Here is a 19895-nt window from a genome sequence, read left to right as displayed (position 1 = left end):
GACTGCTGGCTCTCTGGACTGGACGGGTCGGGCTGGTCAGGAACGGATGACGTCGAACACGACGCCCTCGAGGGTGACGCCGGGCGCGAAGGAGAACGCCACGCCCGTCGAGATCGGCTGGGACGCCGACTGCGCGACCATCTGCTCGAGCACGAAGATCAGCGAGACGCTGAGCATGTTGCCGTACTCGGCGAGCACGTCCCAGCTGGTGGCGGCCTCTTCGGCGCCGAGGCCGAGCGAGCGCACCGACTCCTCGATGATCTTGGGGCCGCCCGGGTGGATCGCCCACAGATCGATGTCGGACTTGGTGAGGCCCTGGCGCGCGAGGACCTCGGTCACCACCGGGTCCACGCCCCGCAGGATGTACTGCGGCAGGTTCTCCGACAGCTCGCAGGTGATGCCGTTGTCGTTGACGCCCAGCACGATTCCGTCCTCGGCGTCGTCGAACAGGTAGCTGAAGCTGTCCCGGATCACGATGGATCCGGCCGGCAGCTTCTGGTGCGCCTGCCGGGCGCCGATGACCACCGCGCCGCAGCCGTCGCCGAAGAGGCTGTGAATGATGACGTCGTTGACATTGTCGTCGAACACGGCGTTGACCGAGCTCAGCTCGATGCAGATGACCAGCGCCTTCTTGTCCGGGTGCGCCCGCACGTAATCCGTCGCGGCGCGTACGGAGTTCATGGCCGCGGCGCACCCCATGAAGTTCACGACGACCCGGTTGACGGTGGGGGACAGGCCCAGCTGCTTGACCACGGCCACGTCCACGCCGGGCGCGATGAACCCGGTGCTGGTGGCGAAGACCAGCATGCCGATCTCGGCGGCCGGGTCCTCGAGGTGGGCGACGGCGCGGCCGGCCACGTCCACGGCCAGCGGCACCGCGTGGTCGTAGAAGGTGTTCATGCGGTCGCGGATGGTGCCCGATTCCCGGCTGTAGGACAGGAATTCGGGGTCGATCGGGTTCACCGCGAGGTGGCGGGTGGTGACCCGGGTCTTCTGGTAGATCCGCGGGATCCGGGCCTGCTGGGCCGGATCGGTGAACAGTCCGGCGACCTGGGCGGCGGCGTCGGCCTGCGCGAAGATCTGCGCGGGCGCACCGGTGGCGATGGACTCGATCACGCCGACGGTGGTCGGCGGGGCCGGCGGCAGCGGGGTCGGCGCGAAGTCGTAGCCGGGCTCGCCTCCCGCGAACCGGGCGGCGGGCCGGGCGGCCCCTTCGTCGATGGTGATGGACACGAATGACTCCCCTCGTATTCTTTGGTGAAACTCGCGGTGCGGCCGGCGCATGTTCCGGCGCGCCGCGGTGTTCGGAATCGGCTCAGACCGTGCCGATTCCGGTGAAGCCCTGCGCGGTGTAGACGACACAGGTCTTCAGGGCGAGCGGCGAGAAGTGCTCCTTGACGAACCCCCACTTGCGCTCCACCGCGTCGTCGGACGGCGCGAGGATGTAGGTGCGGATCTGCTTGGGGAAGCGGTCGGTGAAGAAGCTCTTGGCGGGAAGCCATTCCACGCCGAACTTCGCCGACTCCTCACGCAGCACGTCCTCGGTGGCGATATTGGCGAAACCGCTGCGCTGGTAGGGCAGTACGTGATGGACGCGGTGCGAGCTGAGGCCCGCCGACAGGAAGCAGTCCAGGTAGCGGTTGCCGACCACCTTGAGGTCGTAGGCTTGTTCGATCTGGTCGACGCCCCAGTCCTCGGAGTTGTGCTCGAGTTCCTCGGTCTCGACCTCGAAGTCGTGGCTGGCCACCACCAGGAAGGTGGAGACCCACAGGGTGATCACGAATTGCAGGGCCCAGGCCCAGAAGTCGCCCATCACGGTGAAGGCGATGAGCTCGCCCAGCAGCAGGAACCGCGCGCCGAAGGACCCGATGAAGTGCGGCAGCGCCCCACCCCAGGTGCCGTACATGTCCTTGATGCCCACCTTGCGGGTGAGGCGGCAGACGTCGAGCAGGCGGAAGGTCATACCGGTGACGGTGTGACCGAACTTGTGCAGGGTGTGGATCGGCACCCGGTACAGCCGCGGGATCCGCATCATCATGGTGAAGACGTTCTTCTTGATGTCGACTTCACTCTGGGTGTGCGGGTGGTGCAGCAGGGCGTGGCCGTCCGCGGTCACGAATGCCAGTGCGACGTAATTGAAGTCGAAGGCATTCGTGTAGATCTTGTTCATGCCCTTCTGGGCACGGTGGATGGCGTAGTGCCCGAACCCGGCCAGCGAGCTGCGCAGCAGCACCATGGCGATCACGAAGACCGGCAACGGCATCCAGGACCGCTCGAACAACCGCAGGCCCTGCACCGCGAAGTACGCCACCGCGAGAATGGCGACCACGATATTGAAATAGGTGTCCATGCGCCGGATCCGGGCGGCCAGCTCGGGTTCCTTGAGCCGCGCCTTCACCTTGTGCAGCAGGTCGTCCTTGTTGTCGAAGCTGAACTTCGGGGTGTCGCGCCAGCTGTCGAAACCCTCGTTGAACAGGAACGCGGGCGCGTTGGCCTTGGGGTGGATGTCCTCCGGCAGGGCGTCGCGGTCGAGCGCGTACTTCTTCAGAATCTTGCCGATGGCTTCCGGATTCTTGTGGTACGAACCGACAATCGAGGTGATGTCGCGGTTCTTGGTGCGGCCGATGAAGAACTCGCCGCCCGGATGCTTGGAAATCCAGTCGGAGAGGTCGTAGGCTTTCCCGTCGTAGACCCAGACGTTGGAAATCGGCGGCGGTCCGTCGAGCGGGGGCCGGCGGAATTCATCTGCTGGCGCCTGCCGTTCGATCGTCGCCTCGGCCTCGGGCCGTTCGATCGTCATAGCTTTCCTCCACACGCACACACCGCGTTCGAACTTACGGATGGAATCGTCGGCGTTGCGGCTTGCAATTCACTGAACAATCTCTTAAGTGGGCTTTTGTTAACAGCGGCCCGGAAAAAATGCGAAAGCCGGCCGGGGTCGGACGACAGCTGTTGCCGCCGTTGCTCGTTCCCCGAACCGGCTCCCCACTCACAGGGCGGATAGACGGGTGACTAGCCGCCGGGCTTGGTGACGTGCACCGGCTTCGCCCAGTCGGACAACGTCACGGTGACGGTGCCCGCGTCCTTGGTGACGATGGCGCGCACCAGGTTCGGGCCGGTGCCCGGCGAGGCGGCGTTCGAGGGCAGGGTGGTGCCCGTACCGCTCGGCGGCGCGACGTCCTTGATGTACAGGGTGATCGGGAACTCGCCGCCGTCCTTGCCGATCTGCGGGACGACCGGGTCCATGACGTCGGCGGAGATGGTGCCGCTGACCTTCACGGTGTCGACGCCGTCGATCTTCTCGCGGCCTTCGGCCTTGGCGTTCTTCACCTGCGAGATGGCGTAGGCCAGACCCTTGTCCTTGTCGAGCAGGACGCCCGGGTCGTAGATCTTCTCGGCGGGGCCGACGGGGGCGTACTTGGTGCCGTCACCCGTGTAGAGGGTCTTGTCGACGACCATGAACTTGGTCTTGGTGAAGTCGCCGTCCTGCTTGACCTTCACCTCGGCGTCGCCGATGGCCTGGCCCTGGCCCTGCGGCTGGTTGGTGACGTCGGCCTTGATGCTCTTGACCGACAGCGTGGGCAGGTTCTTGACGTCCAGCACCACGTGCACCGACTGCAGGGTCTGGGTGGTCTTGGCCGATTCGGCGACGATCTGCGCGCCCTCGGGCAGCTGCGCCGGCGGCGCGGCCTGCGAGGTGGTGGCCTTGCTGTCCGAGTTGGAGGACGAGGTGCAGCCCGCCACCAGCGCGGCGGTCGCGGCCGCGGCGATCATGATCGGGAGGACGCCGCGCCGAATCCGGCTGCCGGACGTGCGGTTCCCTTGGGATATCAGGTCATTCATGTACAACCCCCGAAGTCCATTCGATCTCGTAGTGAGGGCAGCCTTGCCGCTGCCCGTCGTAGTATGCAGGACGTCGCCCGCGCTCGCGCCGATCGGTGCGATACTCCGGCATCCAACCAGCACCGGCTCGATGTCGCCACGCTGTTTCGATCATCCAGCCGCACAGGCGATCAGCCCGCAACCAGCTATGTCGCATGTCCGGTCGAGCGTTAACAATCCGGCCGAGATCGCGGCAAGCCGATGCGCCCGATTCTCCGGATGCCCCTCCGTCGCTGGCTGTTTGCCATCCGGTCGCTGAACGTTCAGCGTAAACCGTTACCCGGGGCGGGTATTGACACGTTCCCCCGGCCGCGAGCAATATGAACGTGCGTTCATGAACAATCGTTCATAATAGGAGTCGAGCATGACCGAGATCGTGAATACCGCCCAGTCCGAAGCCTGGAACGGCTACGAAGGCGAACACTGGGCAGGCCACTACGACCGCTACGACGCCGTGAACCACGGCTTCGACGAACCTTTGCTGACCACCGCCCGCATCGCCGACGGCCACCGCGTCCTCGATATCGGCTGCGGTAACGGCCAATTGACCCGCGCCGCCGCCCGCCGCGCCGGCGCCGGCTCCGCGACCGGTGTCGATCTCTCCGGCCCGATGCTCGCCCGCGCCCGCGAACGGGCCGCCGCCGAAGCCGTCCCCAATGTCGGCTTCGAACAGGGCGACGCCCAGATCCATCCCTTCCCCGACGCCGCCTACGATGCCGCGCTGAGCCGCTTCGGCATCATGTTCTTCACCGACCCGGTGGCGGCCTTCGCCAATATCGCCCGCGCCCTGCGCCCCGGCGGCCGCCTGGCCTTCGCCGCCATGACCCCGCTCCCGGGTACCGATCTGGGCGCCGTGTTCGGCGCCGCCGCAGCCCATCTCGGGGATTTCGCGGTCAGCCCCGCCGAAGGCCCGTTCTCCGAGCCCGACCGCATTCGGGACCTGTTGTCCGCCGCGGGTTTCGGGGAGATCGGCGTCGACTACCGTGAGGCCGATGGCATCTGGGGCGACGACATCGCCGACGCCACCGACTTCATCATGGGCTGGGGCCCGGTCCGCTTTCACCGCTCCCTGGCCGGGTTCGCCACCGACACCGAAGTCCGCCAGGCGATCTCCACGGCCCTGATTCCCTACGCCACCTCCGGCGGCGTCGTGCTGCGCGGATCGGCCTGGCTCGTGACGGCCGCGACCCCGCTACCGTAACGATCCATGTCCCCCCGCAAGGCCGCGGCGCTGCGCGCCACCGACGACACCCTCCACGATCACCTCGTCGTCACCGCGCAACGCCTGCTCGCCGACGGCTCGGCCGCCACCCTCACCGTGCGCGCCATCGCGCGCGCGGCCGGGGTGGCCGACGGCGTCCTCTACAACCACTTCCCGGACAAGGACGCCCTGCTCGCCGCCGCGGTCCGCGCGCACGTCGACGCCGCGCACCGCGCGCTCGGCGCACTGCCCGCCCCGGGGGAAGCGACCGTCGCGGAGAATCTCCGTATATATCTGAGCGCGGGCCTGGACCTGCACCGCGCGGTGCTGCCGGTCTTCGCGGGCCTGCTGTCCGCTCCGGCCGTGCTGGATCGCTTCGCCGAACTGCCGACCGATCAGCCCGACTGGCGAGTACTGCTCTCGGACTACCTGGCCGGTGAGCGGCGACTCGGCCGCCTCGCCCCCGACGCCGACACCGCCGCCGTGGCGGCCGTCCTGGTCGGCGTCTGCCACGACCGGGTCCTCAACGCGGTGCTGCCTGGCATGTCATCGCCCGCCGTCGAGCCCGCGGCGGTCGTCGCGACGCTCCTCGACGGCATCGGCCCCAGGACGTAGAGGCCGCTCGAACAAAAACGGCCCGCCCCGAAAGAATTCGGGCGGGCCGTTTTCGACAGATCGATACCGGTTCGGTCAGTACACCGGGCCGGTGTACTTCTCGCCCGGGCCCGCGCCCGGGGCATCGGGGTATTCCGAGGATTCGCGGAACGCGCGCTGCAGCGACTGCAGGCCGTCGCGGATCGGACCGGCGTGCGGGCCGAGGTATTCGACCGACGCGGTGACCAGGCCGGCGAGCGCGGTGATGACGCGACGCGCCTCGTCCAGGTCCAGGTGGGGGCTGCTGGCCGGGTCCGGTTCGCCGAGGCCGAGCTTCTCGGCCGCGGAGCTCATCAGCATGACGGCGGCGCGGCTGATGACCTCGACCGCGGGGATCTCGGCCAGTTCGCGCACGACCTCGCCGTCGATGAGGGCGGAATCGTCGTTCAGGGTAGCCTCGCTCATGGGGTAGAGAATGCCATCGCGCGGGTCGGCGCTGGTCGCGGGGGCGGCCGATTCGGAGCTCACGGCTATGAGTGTTAGACTCTTCCGCGACGACCGCCCTGGACTGGTTCCTGCAACCGACTCGGGGCATCAAGTGGAGCCCGACTCCCACCGTCAACCAGCGCTGACAGCGCGAGGTTGAACGGTCCGGTCGCCCATCATTTACGTGATGGGTTCTGCGCGTGGGTTTTTCCTGCGTGCGGTGCGATGCGAGCTGTTTGCGTCGCGGATCGGTCGACTCGGGCCCCGTGCCGGTGAAATACCGGAGCGGGGCTTTCGTGTTGAAATTGGGGTTGCAGTTATTGCTTGCGGTCGTTGACGAACCGCTTGACCTAGGAGGCCCCATCAGCACTGAGACCCGCATCAACGATCGCATCCGCGTTCCCGAGGTCCGACTCATCGGACCCGGCGGCGAGCAGGTTGGGATCGTGCGTGTTGAAGATGCACTACGCGTCGCTCAGGAAGCTGACCTCGACCTGGTCGAGGTCGCGCCCGATGCACGCCCGCCGGTGTGCAAGATCATGGACTACGGCAAGTTCAAGTACGAGACCGCGCAGAAGGCGCGTGAGTCCCGGAAGAACCAGGTCCAGACCGTGATCAAGGAGCAGAAGCTCCGCCCGAAGATCGATGACCACGACTACGCCACCAAGCGCGGCCACGTGATGCGCTTCCTGGAGGCCGGGTCGAAGGTCAAGGTCACCATCATGTTCCGTGGTCGCGAGCAGTCGCGCCCCGAACTCGGGTTCCGGCTCCTGCAGCGACTGGCCGCCGACGTCGCCGACCTCGGATTCGTCGAAACCTCGGCCAAGCAGGACGGCCGAAACATGACCATGGTCCTCGCGCCGCACAAGGGCGCGAAGACGCGGGTGAAGGCCCAGAACGACGCGAGCTCGACGCAGCAGCGCAGCAGTGCGCCCGCGCCGGCTCCCGCCGAGGCGGCCCCGGCCGAGACCGCGGCTCCGGCTGCCGAATCGGCCACCCCGCAGCAGTAATAACGAGAAGCTCCGGAGGCGTGTGGTACTCGCGCGCCTCCGGCACGACAGAACTGAGGAATCCATGCCGAAGATGAAGAGCCACAGCGGCGCCTCGAAGCGATTCAAGGTGTCGGGCAGCGGCAAGCTGCTGCGTCAGCAGGCGAACCGTCGCCACCTGCTCGAGCACAAGCCGACCACCCGGACTCGTCGTCTGGACGGCGTGGAGGTCGTCGCCAAGGCCGACGTCGCTCGCGTCAAGAAGCTGCTCGCCAAGTAATTCGGCTGAGCCGACCGACCAACCTCCGGGTGCGATCGCCGCACCCCCTATTCGATCAAGGACTGAAAAGTGGCACGCGTCAAAAGGGCCGTCAACGCTCAGAAGAAGCGCCGTTCCGTTCTCGAGGCCTCCAAGGGCTACCGCGGTCAGCGGTCGCGCCTGTACCGCAAGGCCAAGGAACAGCAGCTGCACTCGCTCACCTACGCCTACCGGGACCGCCGGGCGCGGAAGGGTGACTTCCGTCAGCTGTGGATCACTCGTATCAACGCCGCCGCGCGTCTGAACGACATGACCTACAACCGCTTCATGCAGGGCCTCAAGGCCGCCGGCATCGAGGTGGACCGCAAGATCCTGGCCGAGCTCGCCGTCTCCGACGCCGAGGCCTTCGCCCAGCTGGTCGCCGCCGCCAAGGCTGCCCTGCCGGCCGACGTCAACGCCCCGGCCGCCTGATTCGGTCTGCGTGACAAAGCAATAGCCGAAACGACCCGCGGACGATGTTCCGCGGGTCGTTTCTTTTCTTCTCGTATCTCCGCGTATCTCCCAAGGGACAGGTGGCCGTGAGCGCTGATTCCATCGACTGGCGTAACTCCCGGATCGTGTCGGCGGTCAAGCTGCACCGCAGTCCGGTCCGCCGCAAGACCGGTCTGTTCCTGGCCGAGGGCGCGAATTCGGTCGAGGCGGCGCTGGACACCGGCCGGGTCGAGGAGCTGTTCTTCTCGGAGAAGGCCGCCGAACGCGAGCACGCGCTGGTCGCCGGGGCCGCCGCCCAGGGGGTGCGGACCACGATGGTGACCGACCGCGCCGCGGAGATGCTGGGGGACACCGTGACTCCGCCGGGCCTGGTCGCGGTGTGCCGCCACGTGGACGTGCCGCTGCGTGAGGTGCTCGACGCCGCCCCGCGCATGCTCGCCGTGCCGGTCGAGATCGCCGACCCGGGTAACGCGGGCACCCTGATCCGCGTGGCCGACGCCGTCGGCGCGGACGGCGTTGTGCTCGCGGGTGATTCGGTGGACCCGCACAATGGCAAATGCGTACGCGCTTGTGCCGGAAGCCTTTTCCATGTCCCCGTGGCCCGCTCCCGCGATATCGACGCCACCCTCGACGCGCTGGAGGCGGCGGGCATCGCGATCCTGGCCACCACCGCCAAGGGCGAGGTCGACCTCGACGACGCCGATGAGATCCTGCGCGGCCCGGTCGCGTGGCTGTTCGGCAATGAGGCGCACGGCCTGGACAAGGCCATCGCCGCCCGCGCCACCCACCGGATCCGGATTCCCATCCACGGTCGCGCGGAGAGCCTGAATCTGGCTGCCGCCGCGGCTATCTGCCTCTACTCGAGCTCGCGGGTGCAGCACCGCGCCTGATCCCACTCAGATGCCGTCGGCTTCCAGGTTCTCCATGATCTCCTCGGCCCAGGGCGCGGCGATCGGGTTCGGGCCGGTGAGTCCCATGGCCGTCATATTGGTGAGCAGCATGCCGGTGCCCATGAAGCGGCGGACCTCGTAGGCCGACGCCCCGGTGAGCTCCCGCGCGACCAGGTAGATATTGCCGAAGCGGGCACGGATGACGTCGCCGATGGCGGGGTCCGTGCCCGCCGCGGCGATCCCCTGGAGAAAGACCCGTGGCAGGTCGCCGTCGAGCAGGAAGTCGCCGAAGCGTTCGCCCATGGCGTCGAGTCGCTCTTTGGGGGTCGCGTCGGCGGGGGCCTGCGCGGCCCCCTCGCGGAAGAGCCCGTCGACGCGATCGCAGACTCGTTCCAGCACCGCCAGGAACAGTTGCAACTTGGTGCCGAACAGCCGGATGACATACGGCTGCGAGACGCCCGCGCGGCGGGCGATCTCATCGGTTTTCGTTGCCGCGTAACCGGATTCGGCGAAGGCGGAGATGGCCGCGCGCAGCACTTCCTCGCTGCGTTCCTCGGCCGTCATCCGGGTCCTGGTCATGGTGGGCGCGCCTCCTGGTCGTTGGGGAATCATCCTTCCCGTTGACATGTTATCAGTCGATGCATACTCTCTAGTTATCAGTCGATTACAACAAGGGGATCGGACATGACTGAGACACTCGAAACCTCCTCGCTCACCGGCAAGGTGGCCGAACAGGCCCGGCAGCGCCCGCTCGCCGCCGTCCTCGCCGCCGTGGGCATTCCGATGTTCATGGTCACGCTCGACAACCTCGTGGTGACCAACGCGCTGCCGGTGATCCGCACCGAGCTGCACGCCTCGCTCTCGGACCTGCAGTGGTTCGTGAACGCCTACACGCTGGCCTTCGCCTCGCTGCTGCTCACCGCCGCCGCCCTGGGCGACCGGCTCGGCCGCCGGCGCGTCTACCTGGGCGGCATCGCGCTGTTCACGCTCGGCTCGGCCGCGTGCGCGCTGGCCACCGAACCGTGGATGCTCATCGCCGCCCGCGCGGCCCAGGGCTTCGGCGGGGCGGCCGTCATGCCGCTGTCGCTGACGCTGCTGTCCGCGGCGGTGCCGGAGAAGATGCGCAGCGCCGCCATCGGCATCTGGGGCGGCATCTCCGGCCTCGGCATCGCGTTGGGCCCGGTGGTCGGCGGCGCGGTCGTCGACGGCCTGAACTGGCAGTGGATCTTCTGGCTGAACGTGCCGATCGGCCTGATCGCGGTGCCGCTGGTGGCCCGGGTGCTGAACGAATCCTTCGGCGGCGCACGGCGATTGGATCTGCTCGGCCTGCTGCTGTCGGCGGGCGGCGTGCTCGCGGTGGTGTGGGGCGTCATCCACGGCGCCGACGACGGCTGGACCTCGGCCAAGGTGCTGACCGGGCTGATCGGCGGCGCGATCGCGCTCACGGCGTTCGTGGTCTGGGAGAGCCGGACCGCCGATCCGATGTTGCCGCTGCGCCTGTTCCGCAAGCGCGGCTACGTCATCAACGTGGTGTCGTTCACCTTCTCGCTGGGCACCTTCGGCTCGATCTTCCTGCTGGCCCAGTACTTCCAGGTGGTGCAGGGGTATTCGCCGCTCGCTTCCGGTGTGCGGACGCTGCCGTGGACCATGGCCCCGATGGTGGTGGCCCCGCTGGCCGGTCTGATCGTGGACCGGGTCGGCGCGCGGGTGCTGGTGTCGATCGGTCAGGCGCTGCTGGCGGCCGCGCTGCTGTGGATGGCCCTCACCACGAGCGTGGACGTGTCCTACAGCCACTTCGTGCTGCCGTTCGTCCTCGGCGGCGTGGGCATGGGCCTGACCTTCGCGCCCACGGCCACCGTCGTGATGGCCACGGCGTCACCGGCGGACCAGGGCATGGCCTCGGGCGCCAACAACACCATCCGTGAGGTCGGTGTGGCCATGGGTGTCGCGGTGCTGGCCTCGGTGTTCGCCTCGCACGGCTCGTATATGAGCCCGGCGGACTACGTCGACGGCCTGATCCCGGCGGTGAAGGTCGGCTCGGTCATCGTGGCGCTGGGCGCGTTCGTGGCGCTGCTGCTGCCCGGCCGTCGCACCGCTGCCGAATCGGATTCCGGCGCAACCGTTCTCGCGCACTGAGCCGGATCGAATCGAAGGGAGAAGCATCATGTTCGAGACCCTCCTGCTGCTGGCGATCCCGACCCTGGTGCTGCGGCTGCTCGGCGCCCTCGGCGTGGCCCGCTTCGCGACCTGGCGGTCCGCCGCCGCGCATGGCCTGGCGTTCATGCTCGTCATGACCGGCACCGCGCACTTCGTCCCCGACTCGGTGACGGTCATGCCGCATCACAGCGACCTGGTCGCCATGGTCCCGTCGTTCGTGCCGTTCCCCGACTTCACCGTCTACACGACCGGCGTTCTGGAATACCTGGGTGCGCTCGGGCTGATCCTGGTCCCGTTCCGCCGACTCGCGGGTCTGGCCCTGGCCGTGCTGTTCGTCCTGCTGCTGCCCGCGAATATCCATGCGGCCGTGGACAATGTCTCCTTCGACGGTCAGGCGGCCACACCGGTGTGGTTCCGGATTCCCGAGCAGCTGGTCTACATCGCGGTGGCCCTGTTCGCCGCGCTGGGAACCGCGCCGATCGTGACCGCGATCCGGCGGGTCCCGGTCAGGGCAGGGGAGACGGGGTAGCGCTCGCCTCGAAGGCCCCGGCGATGGTCGCGACGACGCGCTCCATCGTCGGGGCCGCGTCGGTGTCCAGTTCCCTTTCCACCGACGTCATGTCGACATCGGGCAGTCCGCAGGCGACGGCCAGCTTCCAGGGCGACAGGTCGCCGGTGACATTGAGGGCGAACCCGTGGGTGGAGACATTGCGGCCGACGCGCATGCCGATCGAGGTGATCTTGCGGCCGGTATCGCGGGTCCAGACGCCGGTGAGCAGCTCCGAGCCGGGCGGGGTGACGCGGCGCTCGGCCGGGATGCCGAGGTCGGCCAGCGCCGCGACGATGCGCAGTTCCACATCGCGGATCAGATCCACGACGCCCTCGCCGGGCTGCAGCTTCACGATGAGATAGCCGACCAGCTGGCCGGGCGCGTGGTAGGTGAGCTGGCCGCCCCGGTTGGTGGTGAAAACCGGGATGTCGGTGTCGGGGGCCGGCAGATGCTGCTCGGGGGTGCGGCGGCCGATGGTGAAGGTCTGTTCGTGGCTCAGCAGCCACAGCGTGTCGGGCCGCTGGTCGGCGACGCGCTCCTCCCACATCTCCTGCATGCGGTCCATCGCCGCCGAGTACTCGATGAGGCGGTCGGAGTCGTCGATCAAGGTCAGGGGCCGGGACTTCACGAGTCCATTGGTACCACCGTTGTGGTCACCACCACGCCGAAGGGTGGGCGCGAGCTGGGAAAATCCAGGTGAGGTGGGCTGATTACAAGGTTTACGATGCGACCAGCAAGAATGGGTGGGCAGTAACCATTGCCGATAAGACTTTCCGCCCGACCCGTAACCAGCCTGGGGAGTGACGAACCATCGTGGCCGATGACAACAGTGCCGAGCAGACCGCCGCGTTGAGCGAGGAGTCGCTCTCCGCCGCCGCGGAAGCCGCGGAGAAGGCGTTCGCCTCGGCCTCGACCCTGGACGAGCTGGCCACGGCCAAGACCGAGTACATGGGTGGCAAGTCGCCGATCTCGCTGGCGCAGCGGTCCCTGGGCGCGCTGCCCAAGGAGGAGAAGGCCGACGCGGGCAAGCGGGTGAACGTGGCGCGCGGCCGGGTGTCGCAGGCCTACGAGACCCGCCAGGCCGAGCTGCTCGCCGAGCGCGACGCGGCGGTCCTGGTGGCGGAGACCATCGACGTGACCCTGCCCGCCGACCGGCGCGCCCCCGGCGCGCGGCACCCCATCTCGGTGCTGTCCGAGCGGGTCGCGGACGTGTTCGTGGCCATGGGCTGGGAGGTCGCCGAGGGTCCCGAGGTCGAGACCGAGCACTTCAACTTCGACGCCCTGAACTTCCTGCCCGACCATCCGGCCCGCACCATGCAGGACACCTTCCACATCGCGCCGGAGGGGTCGCGGCAGGTGCTGCGTACCCACACCTCGCCGGTGCAGGTGCGCACCATGCTGTCTCGCGAGCTGCCGATCTATGTGGTGTGCCCGGGCCGCACGTTCCGCACCGACGAGCTGGACGCCACCCACACCCCGGTGTTCTCGCAGATCGAGGGCCTGGCCATCGACAAGGGCCTGACCATGGCCCACCTCAAGGGCACCCTGGACGGGTTCGCGCGGGCGCTGTTCGGCCCGAACACCACCACCCGCATGCGGCCCAGCTTCTTCCCCTTCACCGAGCCGTCCGCCGAGGTGGACGTGTGGTTCGAGGACAAGAAGGGCGGCCCCGGCTGGGTCGAGTGGGGCGGCTGCGGCATGGTGAACCCGAAGGTGCTCATCGCCAGCGGCATCGACCCCGAGGTGTACAGCGGCTTCGCGTTCGGCATGGGCCTGGAGCGGACCCTGCAGTTCCGCAACGGCCTGCCGGACATGCGCGACATCGTCGAGGGCGATGTGCGGTTCACGCTGCCGTTCGGCATCCAGTCCTGACCTGACCCCGATACGAGGAAGCGAAACGTCAAGTGCGAGTAGCTCAGTCCTGGCTGACGGACATCCTGCAGCGGACCACCCCCGGGTGGTCGGTGACGGCCGAGGAGCTCGACGCGGGGTTCGTCCGGGTCGGTCTCGAGGTCGAAGAGGTCGACCATCTGGCGCCCATCGGCGGTGACATCGACAAGCCGCTGGTGGTCGGCCGGGTCGCCGAGATCACCGAGCTGACCGAGTTCAAGAAGCCGATCCGCTTCTGCAAGGTCGACGTCGGCAACGCCGAGCTGCAGGAGATCGTCTGCGGCGCACGGAACTTCGCCGTCGGAGACCTGGTCGTGGTGGTGCTGCCCGGTGGCGAGCTGCCCGGCGGATTCAAGATCTCGTCGCGGAAGACCTACGGCCACACCAGCAACGGCATGATCTGCTCGGTCGCCGAACTCGGCATCGGCAAGGACCACAGCGGCATCCTGGTGCTCGAGCCCGGCACCGCCGAGCCCGGCGCGGACGCCAACGAGCTGCTGGGCCTGGGCGACACCATCATCGAGCTGGCCATCACCCCCGACCGCGGCTACGCGTTCTCCGCGCGCGGTCTGGCGCGTGAGCTGGCCTGCGGCTTCGACCTGGAGTACGGCGATCCGGCCGTGCGGCTGCTGCCGGACTCCGAGGTCGAGGCGTGGCCGGTGAAGATCGAACCCGCGTCGGGCTGCACGCGTTTCGCGGTGCGCCGGGTCACCGGCATCGACCCGAAGGCCGTGAGCCCGTGGTGGCTGCAGCGCCGCCTGCTGCTGTCGGGCGTGCGCCCGATCTCCCCGGCCGTGGACGTCACCAACTACGTGATGCTCGAACTCGGTCAGCCGCTGCACGCCTTCGACGCCGCCAAGGTGCGCGGCGGATTCGTGGTGCGCCGCGCCAACACCGGCGAGACCCTGCGCACCCTCGACGAGGCCGAGCGCACCCTCGACGCCGAGGACGTGGTGATCGCCGACGAGTCCGGCGTCATCTCGCTGGCCGGCATCATGGGCGGCGCGAGCACCGAGGTGTCGGACACCTCCACCGACATCCTGCTCGAGGCCGCCACCTGGAACCCGGTGGCCGTGGCCCGCACCGCGCGCCGCCACAAGCTGGGCTCCGAGGCCAGCCGCCGCTTCGAGCGGATCGTGGACCCCGAGGTCAATATCGCCGCCCTCGATCGCGCCGCCACCCTGCTGGCCGAGATCGCCGGCGGCACCGTCGAATCCGTGCTGACCGACGTGCGCGTGCCCACTCCGGCCGCGGCGCCGATCACCATGGACATCGACCTGGCCGACCGCACCGCGGGCGTGCACTACGCGCCCGGCGCGGCCACCCGCCGCCTGCAGCAGGTCGGCTGCGCCATCGAGGTGGGCGTCAGCGAGGCCGGTCACCCGCAGCTGATCGTGACCCCGCCGTCCTGGCGTCCCGACCTCACCCAGCCCGCCGACCTGGTGGAGGAGGTGCTGCGCCTGGAGGGTCTGGACCAGATCCCGTCGGTGCTGCCCACCGCCCCGGCCGGACGCGGCCTCACCGCCGCCCAGCTGCGTCGCCGCGCCGTGAGCAAGGCGCTGGCGTTCGAGGGCTGCGTCGAGGTGCCCGCGCCGGTCTTCATGCAGGCCGGTGTCTTCGACGCCTGGGGCCTGGACGCCGACGACCCGCGCCGCAACACGCTGCGGGTGCTGAACCCGCTCGACGTCGAGCGCGCGGAACTGTCGACCACGCTGCTGCCCGGTCTGCTGGAGATCGCGGCCCGCAATATCTCCCGCGGCCAGCGCGATCTCGCGATCTACGCGATCGGTCAGGTCACCCTGCCGACCGAGCGGACCGCGCCTGTCGGTCTGCTGCCCGTGGATCGCCGCCCGACCGACGACGAGATCCAGGTCCTGCTCGACTCGCTGCCCGAGCAGCCGACCCGGGTCGGCGCGGTCCTCACCGGCCGTCGCGAGCCGCGCGGACCGTGGGGCCCGGGCCGCCCGGTCGAGGCGTCGGACGCCTTCGCCCTGGTCGACGCGATCGCCCAGGCCGCCGGTCTGACGATCGAACGCCGTGCGGCGCAGTTCCTTCCGTGGCACCCGGGCCGTTGCGCCGAGCTGCTCGTGGACGGCGTCGTCGTCGGCCACGCGGGCGAACTGCACCCCGCCGTGCTGGAGCGCTCCGGCCTGCCGCCGCGCACCTGCGCCTTCCAGCTCGACCTCGACGCCCTGCCGCTGCGTGAGATCCGGCCCGCCCCGGTGGTTTCCGCGTTCCCCGCGGTGCTGCAGGACGTCTCGGTCAGCGTCGACAAGGCTGTCCCCGCCGTGACGGTGGAGAACGCGCTGCGCACCGGCGCGGGCGAACTGCTCGAGGACATCTCCCTGTTCGATGTGTACGAGGGCGCGCAGGCGGGTGAGGGCCGCAAGTCCCTGACCTACGCCCTGCGCTTCCGCGCCACCGACCGCACCCTCACCGAGGACGAGGCCAGCGCCGCCCGCGACGCGGCGGTCGCCCGCGCCTCGGACGCGGTGGGCGCGGTGCTGCGCGGCTGATCCCAGGCCACCCGCGAAAGGGCCCCGATCCCGGTGGATCGGGGCCCTTTCGGTATGAATGAACCATGTGGCATCCGGCGACGCCCGTCCTCAACGCCCTCAGCTATCAACCGGGTGAGCGCGGCATCATGGAGACCCCCGAAACGTATGGGTTCGCCTATGCGGACCTGTACTTGCGGACCTCGGACGGGGAGACCGTCAACGCGTGGTTCGTGCCGGCGGTAGGGGAACCGGTGGGGCACATCCTGTTCGCGCACGGCAATGGCGGGAACATCGGCGATCGGTCACCGATGCTGGGCATGCTGGCGTCGGCCGGATTCGATGTGATGATCTTCGACTACCGGGGGTACGGGCGCAGTACCGGGCGGCCGGGCGAGAGCGGGACGTATCAGGATGTGCGGGCCGCGCGGGAGGCGTTGCTGGCGCAGCCCGGGGTGGACGCCGAGCGAGTGGTGTATCTCGGCAAGTCGCTCGGCGGGGGAGTGATGCTGGAGTTGGCGAATGCGGCGCCACCCGCGGCGCTGCTGCTCATGTCGACCTTCACGAGCATGCGGGACGCGGCGACGGCGGTGTATCCGTTCCTGCCGAAGATCTTCGTGCCCAACGCTTATCCGAGTCTGCGGCGGATCCGGCGGTTGAGCTGCCCGGTCCTGATCATGCACGGGGACGCGGATGAGCTGTTGCCCGTGCGGATGGGGCGGGAGTTGTTCGCGGCTGCGCCGGAGCCCAAGGAGCTGGTGATCTATCCGGGCGGGCTGCACAACAATCTGATCGGATTCCCCGGCTGGGCCGAGCGGGTCGCGTCCTGGGCGGCGGGCGTACTGCCGCCCAGGCGGCTCATTTCCGGATGATGTTGGCGAGGAACTCGGCATTGCCGCCGGTCTTGCGCAGGCCGTCGAGGAGCAGGTCGAGGGCGCGCTGATCGTCCAGATCGGCGAGAGTGCGGCGCAGGGTGGCGACGGCCTGGCGTTCGGCGGGATCGAGCAGCAGATCGTCGCGGCGGGTGCTGGACTTGGCGATGTCCACGGCCGGGAACACGTGGCGGCCGGCCAGGGTGCGGTCCAGCTTGAGCTCGGCGTTGCCGGTGCCCTTGTACTCCTCGAAGATGACGGTGTCGGCGAGCGAACCGGTTTCGACGAGCGCGCTGGCCACGATCGTCAGCGAGCCGCCGTTCTCGATATTGCGGGCCGCGCCCAGGAACCGCTTGGGCGGCAGCAGCGCGGTGGAATCCACACCGCCGGAGAGGATTCGGCCCGAGGCCGGTCCGGAGGTGTTGTAGGCGCGGGCCAGCCGGGTGAGCGAGTCGAGCAGGACGACGACGTCGCGGCCCTCCTCGACCAGGCGCTGTGCCCGTTCGATGGCCAGTTCGGCCAGTGCGGTCTGCTCGGCGGGGGAGTGGTCGAAGGTGGCGGCGACCACCTCGGCGGGGACGCCGCGGGACAGGTCGGTGACCTCCTCGGGGCGTTCGCCGACCAGCACCAGCATCAGGTGCGCCTCCGGGTGGTTGACGGCGATGCCGTGCGCGATCGACTGCAGCACAGAGGTTTTGCCCGCCTTGGGCGGTGCGACGATCAGCGCGCGCTGGCCCTTGCCGATCGGCATGATCAGGTCGGTGACGCGGGTGGTGAGCTTGTTCGGCTGGGTTTCCAGCCGCAGCCGCTCGTTCGGGTGGATGGGCGTCAGGTCCCGGAAGTGCGGTCGGGCGCCGAGCTCGGCGGCGGACCGGCCGTTGACGGTGTCGACGCGGACCAGGGGAGCTTGCTTGCCGCCCTTGGGATTCGGCTGAGCCAGTCCGGCGATGAGGTCGCCGCGGCGCAGTCGGTGCGTGCGGATCAGGCGGGCCGGGACGTGGACGTCACGGGGACCGGGCAGGTAGCCGTCGCGGCGCAGAACGCCGTTCTGGCCCTGTAGATCCAGGATTCCCGTTGCGGGAGTGAGTGTTTCGATGTGGTCGAGGGCCGGGGCCGGATCGCTGGATACGACCGTGGGCCGGATTTCGGTGGTTGTCATGGTGTTTCTCCTTGCTGTGGCCGGGATGCGGCCGAGGGCGGTGGGGCACCGCGGATGAATATCGAGTGATCCCCGCAAAGGGCGGGACCTGCTCGGGTGGGGGAGGTAATCGCGGTGGGAGGGACTCTGCGTCAACCTGCGTCCACGGGATCGCGACGCCCTCACGGTACGTCACCCCGCGGGGCGCGGTCAATGCGTAGCCTGGAACCCATGAGCGATGCCCAGGAACTCGCGGCGCTGTTGGCGCAGCTGCCGGACGCCGAACTCGCGGGTGTGGTCGGAGCCGCCACCGAGGGCCGGGCTGGTCTGGCCGCCCTGCACGCGGTGGCGCGATCCCTGGCGGACACTCTCGGTCATGCCCCGGATGTCATCGATGTGACTCCTGACACCCTGCCGGTGGCAGGCTATTCACAGTCTGAGACGGTCGGGGGATCCGGGCAGGTCGGAGCGGGTCCGGTGGCGCCCGGGATACCGGTACCGCCTGCGGGTATCCCCACCGCGCCCTCGATTGGCGGCTATTCCTCCGCCGGCGTCCCTACTTTCGAGTCAGTTCGCGATAAGGTCGAGCAGCGCTACGGGACCTCGCAGGGGATGGGCGAGCTCGATCGGCAGACACCAGTGGGCCGTAGCGTAGAGGAACAGTGGGAAGCGCGGGCCGAGGCCGCGCGGGAACGACTGGATCAAATTCGAAAATCGATGCAGGGCAACGATTCCGAGTAGGTCCGGCGTTCCGTCCGAGAATGGGTGGAACCTTTGACCGAGCCGCGCGAAATTGCCGAGAAACTGCTGGATCTCCAGGTCGACTTCATTGTCGCCGAGGTCTCCGGCGACCGCTTCGCCGAAGTGATCGCCCGCGATGTGGAAGCGGTGATCGGCGTCGCCGACACCATCATCTTCCGCGACGTGGTCGAGATCGATCAGGCCAAGCAGACCGTCGCCAATGTCATCGACCTCATCGGCGGCAGCCCGGTGCTGGGCGAGATGGTCGGCACGCTGGCCGACACTCTCTACGAGGACATCGCGGGGAACACCGAGTACACCCTCGGTGACGTGGTCGACCGCGAACCGGTCGAACAGCTGCTGGAGAAGCTCTTCGGCATGCACCAGGCCCAGGAACGGATCCTGGAACGCCTCACCGAGAGCCCCCTGATCGCGACCGTGGCCGCCAAGTTCGTGGACAAGCTGGTCGACGATCTCATGGAGACCAACAAGCAGATGGCCTCGAAGATTCCCGGGGTCGGCTCGCTGGTGTCGATGGGCACCAATGCCGCCAAGACCGCGCGCAAGGCGGCGGAGAAGGCCGGCGGCACCTTCATCGGCGAAATGGCCGGAAAGGGAGCGCAATTCGCGCTCAAGCGGACCAATAACGCCATCCGCGAGATGCTGCGCGACGCGCCCGTGCACGACGCCGCCATGGAGTTCTGGGACCTGCACGCCGGGGAACCGGTCAGCGGCCTGCGCGAGTACCTGTCGCAGCAGGACCTGAAGGATCTGGCGCTGATCATTCACCGGATCGCGGTGACCACCCGCAACAAGGAATACGTCGGCGTGCTGGTGGACCAGGGCGTCGAGGTGTTCTTCGAGAAGTACGGCGACCATACCCTGGCCGCCATGCTGCCCGAGCTCGGCCTGTCCGAGGCGGTCATCGCCGAGGAGATCCTGCGCTACGGCCCGGCCGTGGTGGAGGCCGCCAAGCGGAACGGCGTGCTGGCCAAGCTGATCCGCGAGCGGCTGGAGCCCTTCTTCCTGTCCGAGCCGGTGCTGGCGGTACTCGCCGGGAACTGACGCCCGGTATCTGTCACGGGGCCGCACGCGGAATCCGCGTGCGGCCCTGGCTCGTTCCCGCCGGGGCGGTGCTCGCCGGTCCCTGGAGGGTGGTGTTCGCCGGTCCCTGGAGGGTGTGGTGCTCGTCATTCCCCGGAGGGCTGTGCTAATCATTCCCTGGAGGGAATCGCGCACCCCATTGATTCCTCGCAGAC

At 68.6% G+C, this 19895-nt stretch carries 20 protein-coding genes; 13 read left to right on the top strand and 7 right to left on the bottom strand.

Features of this window, described 5'->3' with window-relative positions:
• Nucleotides 1–36: 36 nt before the first annotated feature.
• The 3 genes from ACFRAQ_RS33300 to ACFRAQ_RS33290 all read right to left on the bottom strand — a co-directional run bounded on the left by ACFRAQ_RS33300 (nucleotide 37) and on the right by ACFRAQ_RS33290 (nucleotide 3843).
• Nucleotides 37–1233 (bottom strand): type III polyketide synthase, encoded by a 1197-nt coding sequence (locus tag ACFRAQ_RS33300; protein WP_379106827.1) that lies wholly within the window; start codon nucleotides 1231–1233, stop codon nucleotides 37–39.
• Nucleotides 1234–1315: 82 nt separating this feature from the next.
• Nucleotides 1316–2707, bottom strand: coding sequence for a fatty acid desaturase (locus ACFRAQ_RS33295; RefSeq protein WP_379106974.1), 1392 nt, complete (start codon nucleotides 2705–2707; stop codon nucleotides 1316–1318).
• 305 nt (nucleotides 2708–3012) lie between these two features.
• Complete coding sequence (locus ACFRAQ_RS33290) at nucleotides 3013–3843, bottom strand: LppX_LprAFG lipoprotein (RefSeq protein WP_379106825.1); 831 nt, start codon at nucleotides 3841–3843, stop codon at nucleotides 3013–3015.
• A gap of 403 nt (nucleotides 3844–4246) precedes the next feature.
• Here ACFRAQ_RS33290 and ACFRAQ_RS33285 point away from each other — a divergent pair, with 403 nt between their 5' ends.
• Both ACFRAQ_RS33285 and ACFRAQ_RS33280 read left to right on the top strand, forming a co-directional pair.
• Nucleotides 4247–5083 carry a class I SAM-dependent methyltransferase gene (locus ACFRAQ_RS33285; protein ID WP_379106822.1) on the top strand — a complete coding sequence of 279 codons (837 nt, stop codon included), beginning with the start codon at nucleotides 4247–4249 and terminating at the stop codon, nucleotides 5081–5083.
• Nucleotides 5084–5089: 6 nt separating this feature from the next.
• Nucleotides 5090–5698, top strand: a complete 609-nt coding sequence (locus ACFRAQ_RS33280; RefSeq protein WP_379106820.1) for a TetR/AcrR family transcriptional regulator — start codon at nucleotides 5090–5092, stop codon at nucleotides 5696–5698.
• 75 nt (nucleotides 5699–5773) lie between these two features.
• Here the strand turns inward: ACFRAQ_RS33280 and ACFRAQ_RS33275 are convergent, their stop codons facing one another.
• Complete coding sequence (locus ACFRAQ_RS33275; RefSeq protein ID WP_213560615.1) at nucleotides 5774–6142, bottom strand: DUF1844 domain-containing protein; 369 nt, start codon at nucleotides 6140–6142, stop codon at nucleotides 5774–5776.
• A gap of 332 nt (nucleotides 6143–6474) precedes the next feature.
• On the opposite strand from ACFRAQ_RS33275, the gene infC reads away from it, so the two are divergent.
• From infC to ACFRAQ_RS33255, 4 genes are all read left to right on the top strand, one after another.
• Nucleotides 6475–7173 (top strand): translation initiation factor IF-3, encoded by a 699-nt coding sequence (infC, locus tag ACFRAQ_RS33270; RefSeq protein ID WP_357286021.1) that lies wholly within the window; start codon nucleotides 6475–6477, stop codon nucleotides 7171–7173.
• A gap of 64 nt (nucleotides 7174–7237) precedes the next feature.
• Nucleotides 7238–7432: a 50S ribosomal protein L35 gene (gene rpmI / locus ACFRAQ_RS33265; protein WP_033090982.1), complete on the top strand. Its 195-nt coding sequence runs from the start codon at nucleotides 7238–7240 to the stop codon at nucleotides 7430–7432.
• Nucleotides 7433–7501: 69 nt separating this feature from the next.
• Nucleotides 7502–7882, top strand: coding sequence for a 50S ribosomal protein L20 (rplT, locus tag ACFRAQ_RS33260; protein ID WP_040807291.1), 381 nt, complete (start codon nucleotides 7502–7504; stop codon nucleotides 7880–7882).
• A gap of 107 nt (nucleotides 7883–7989) precedes the next feature.
• Nucleotides 7990–8793, top strand: a complete 804-nt coding sequence (locus ACFRAQ_RS33255; protein WP_379106817.1) for a TrmH family RNA methyltransferase — start codon at nucleotides 7990–7992, stop codon at nucleotides 8791–8793.
• A 6-nt stretch (nucleotides 8794–8799) separates the two neighbouring features.
• Here the strand turns inward: ACFRAQ_RS33255 and ACFRAQ_RS33250 are convergent, their stop codons facing one another.
• Nucleotides 8800–9372 (bottom strand): TetR/AcrR family transcriptional regulator, encoded by a 573-nt coding sequence (locus tag ACFRAQ_RS33250; RefSeq protein WP_357285957.1) that lies wholly within the window; start codon nucleotides 9370–9372, stop codon nucleotides 8800–8802.
• A 105-nt stretch (nucleotides 9373–9477) separates the two neighbouring features.
• On the opposite strand from ACFRAQ_RS33250, the gene ACFRAQ_RS33245 reads away from it, so the two are divergent.
• Both ACFRAQ_RS33245 and ACFRAQ_RS33240 read left to right on the top strand, forming a co-directional pair.
• Nucleotides 9478–10929, top strand: a complete 1452-nt coding sequence (locus ACFRAQ_RS33245; RefSeq protein ID WP_379106814.1) for an MFS transporter — start codon at nucleotides 9478–9480, stop codon at nucleotides 10927–10929.
• Nucleotides 10930–10957: 28 nt separating this feature from the next.
• A complete protein-coding gene (locus tag ACFRAQ_RS33240; protein ID WP_379106812.1) occupies nucleotides 10958–11479 on the top strand; it encodes a hypothetical protein in 522 nt (173 codons plus the stop codon).
• Here the strand turns inward: ACFRAQ_RS33240 and lipB are convergent.
• Nucleotides 11457–12128 carry a lipoyl(octanoyl) transferase LipB gene (gene lipB, locus ACFRAQ_RS33235; protein ID WP_379106810.1) on the bottom strand — a complete coding sequence of 224 codons (672 nt, stop codon included), beginning with the start codon at nucleotides 12126–12128 and terminating at the stop codon, nucleotides 11457–11459. The genes ACFRAQ_RS33240 and lipB overlap by 23 nt on opposite strands.
• Nucleotides 12129–12313: 185 nt before the next feature.
• On the opposite strand from lipB, the gene pheS reads away from it, so the two are divergent.
• From pheS to ACFRAQ_RS33220, 3 genes are all read left to right on the top strand, one after another.
• A complete protein-coding gene (gene pheS / locus ACFRAQ_RS33230; protein WP_379106808.1) occupies nucleotides 12314–13372 on the top strand; it encodes a phenylalanine--tRNA ligase subunit alpha in 1059 nt (352 codons plus the stop codon).
• Nucleotides 13373–13404: 32 nt separating this feature from the next.
• On the top strand, nucleotides 13405–15906 hold the full coding sequence (pheT, locus tag ACFRAQ_RS33225; protein ID WP_379106805.1) for a phenylalanine--tRNA ligase subunit beta: 2502 nt from the start codon (nucleotides 13405–13407) through the stop codon (nucleotides 15904–15906).
• Nucleotides 15907–15971: 65 nt separating this feature from the next.
• On the top strand, nucleotides 15972–16757 hold the full coding sequence (locus ACFRAQ_RS33220; protein ID WP_379106803.1) for an alpha/beta hydrolase: 786 nt from the start codon (nucleotides 15972–15974) through the stop codon (nucleotides 16755–16757).
• On the opposite strand, the gene rho is transcribed toward ACFRAQ_RS33220, so the two are convergent.
• A complete protein-coding gene (gene rho / locus ACFRAQ_RS33215) occupies nucleotides 16744–17916 on the bottom strand; it encodes a transcription termination factor Rho (protein ID WP_379106801.1) in 1173 nt (390 codons plus the stop codon). The genes ACFRAQ_RS33220 and rho overlap by 14 nt on opposite strands.
• Nucleotides 17917–18126: 210 nt before the next feature.
• On the opposite strand from rho, the gene ACFRAQ_RS33210 reads away from it, so the two are divergent.
• Both ACFRAQ_RS33210 and ACFRAQ_RS33205 read left to right on the top strand, forming a co-directional pair.
• A complete protein-coding gene (locus tag ACFRAQ_RS33210) occupies nucleotides 18127–18636 on the top strand; it encodes a hypothetical protein (protein WP_379106799.1) in 510 nt (169 codons plus the stop codon).
• A gap of 24 nt (nucleotides 18637–18660) precedes the next feature.
• Nucleotides 18661–19701, top strand: a complete 1041-nt coding sequence (locus ACFRAQ_RS33205; protein ID WP_379106797.1) for a hypothetical protein — start codon at nucleotides 18661–18663, stop codon at nucleotides 19699–19701.
• The last annotated feature ends 194 nt before the right edge of the window (nucleotides 19702–19895 follow it).

Source organism: Nocardia sp. NPDC056611 (genome assembly GCF_042792755.1).
GTDB lineage: Bacteria > Actinomycetota > Actinomycetes > Mycobacteriales > Mycobacteriaceae > Nocardia.
The sequence above is the reverse complement of the archived record's forward strand: the minus strand, read 5'-3'. Positions and strand labels throughout refer to the sequence as shown.

Excerpts from the sequence above, each read along its gene's own strand:
- ACFRAQ_RS33290 (WP_379106825.1), bottom strand. The coding sequence starts at position 3,843 with ATGAATGACCTGATATCCCAAGGGAACCGCACGTCCGGCAGCCGGATT.
- rho (WP_379106801.1), bottom strand. The coding sequence starts at position 17,916 with ATGACAACCACCGAAATCCGGCCCACGGTCGTATCCAGCGATCCGGCC.
- ACFRAQ_RS33240 (WP_379106812.1), top strand. The coding sequence starts at position 10,958 with ATGTTCGAGACCCTCCTGCTGCTGGCGATCCCGACCCTGGTGCTGCGG.
- ACFRAQ_RS33250 (WP_357285957.1), bottom strand. The coding sequence starts at position 9,372 with ATGACCAGGACCCGGATGACGGCCGAGGAACGCAGCGAGGAAGTGCTG.
- ACFRAQ_RS33245 (WP_379106814.1), top strand. The coding sequence starts at position 9,478 with ATGACTGAGACACTCGAAACCTCCTCGCTCACCGGCAAGGTGGCCGAA.
- ACFRAQ_RS33280 (WP_379106820.1), top strand. The coding sequence starts at position 5,090 with ATGTCCCCCCGCAAGGCCGCGGCGCTGCGCGCCACCGACGACACCCTC.
- ACFRAQ_RS33275 (WP_213560615.1), bottom strand. The coding sequence starts at position 6,142 with ATGAGCGAGGCTACCCTGAACGACGATTCCGCCCTCATCGACGGCGAG.
- ACFRAQ_RS33210 (WP_379106799.1), top strand. The coding sequence starts at position 18,127 with ATGAGCGATGCCCAGGAACTCGCGGCGCTGTTGGCGCAGCTGCCGGAC.
- ACFRAQ_RS33285 (WP_379106822.1), top strand. The coding sequence starts at position 4,247 with ATGACCGAGATCGTGAATACCGCCCAGTCCGAAGCCTGGAACGGCTAC.
- rpmI (WP_033090982.1), top strand. The coding sequence starts at position 7,238 with ATGCCGAAGATGAAGAGCCACAGCGGCGCCTCGAAGCGATTCAAGGTG.
- ACFRAQ_RS33220 (WP_379106803.1), top strand. The coding sequence starts at position 15,972 with ATGTGGCATCCGGCGACGCCCGTCCTCAACGCCCTCAGCTATCAACCG.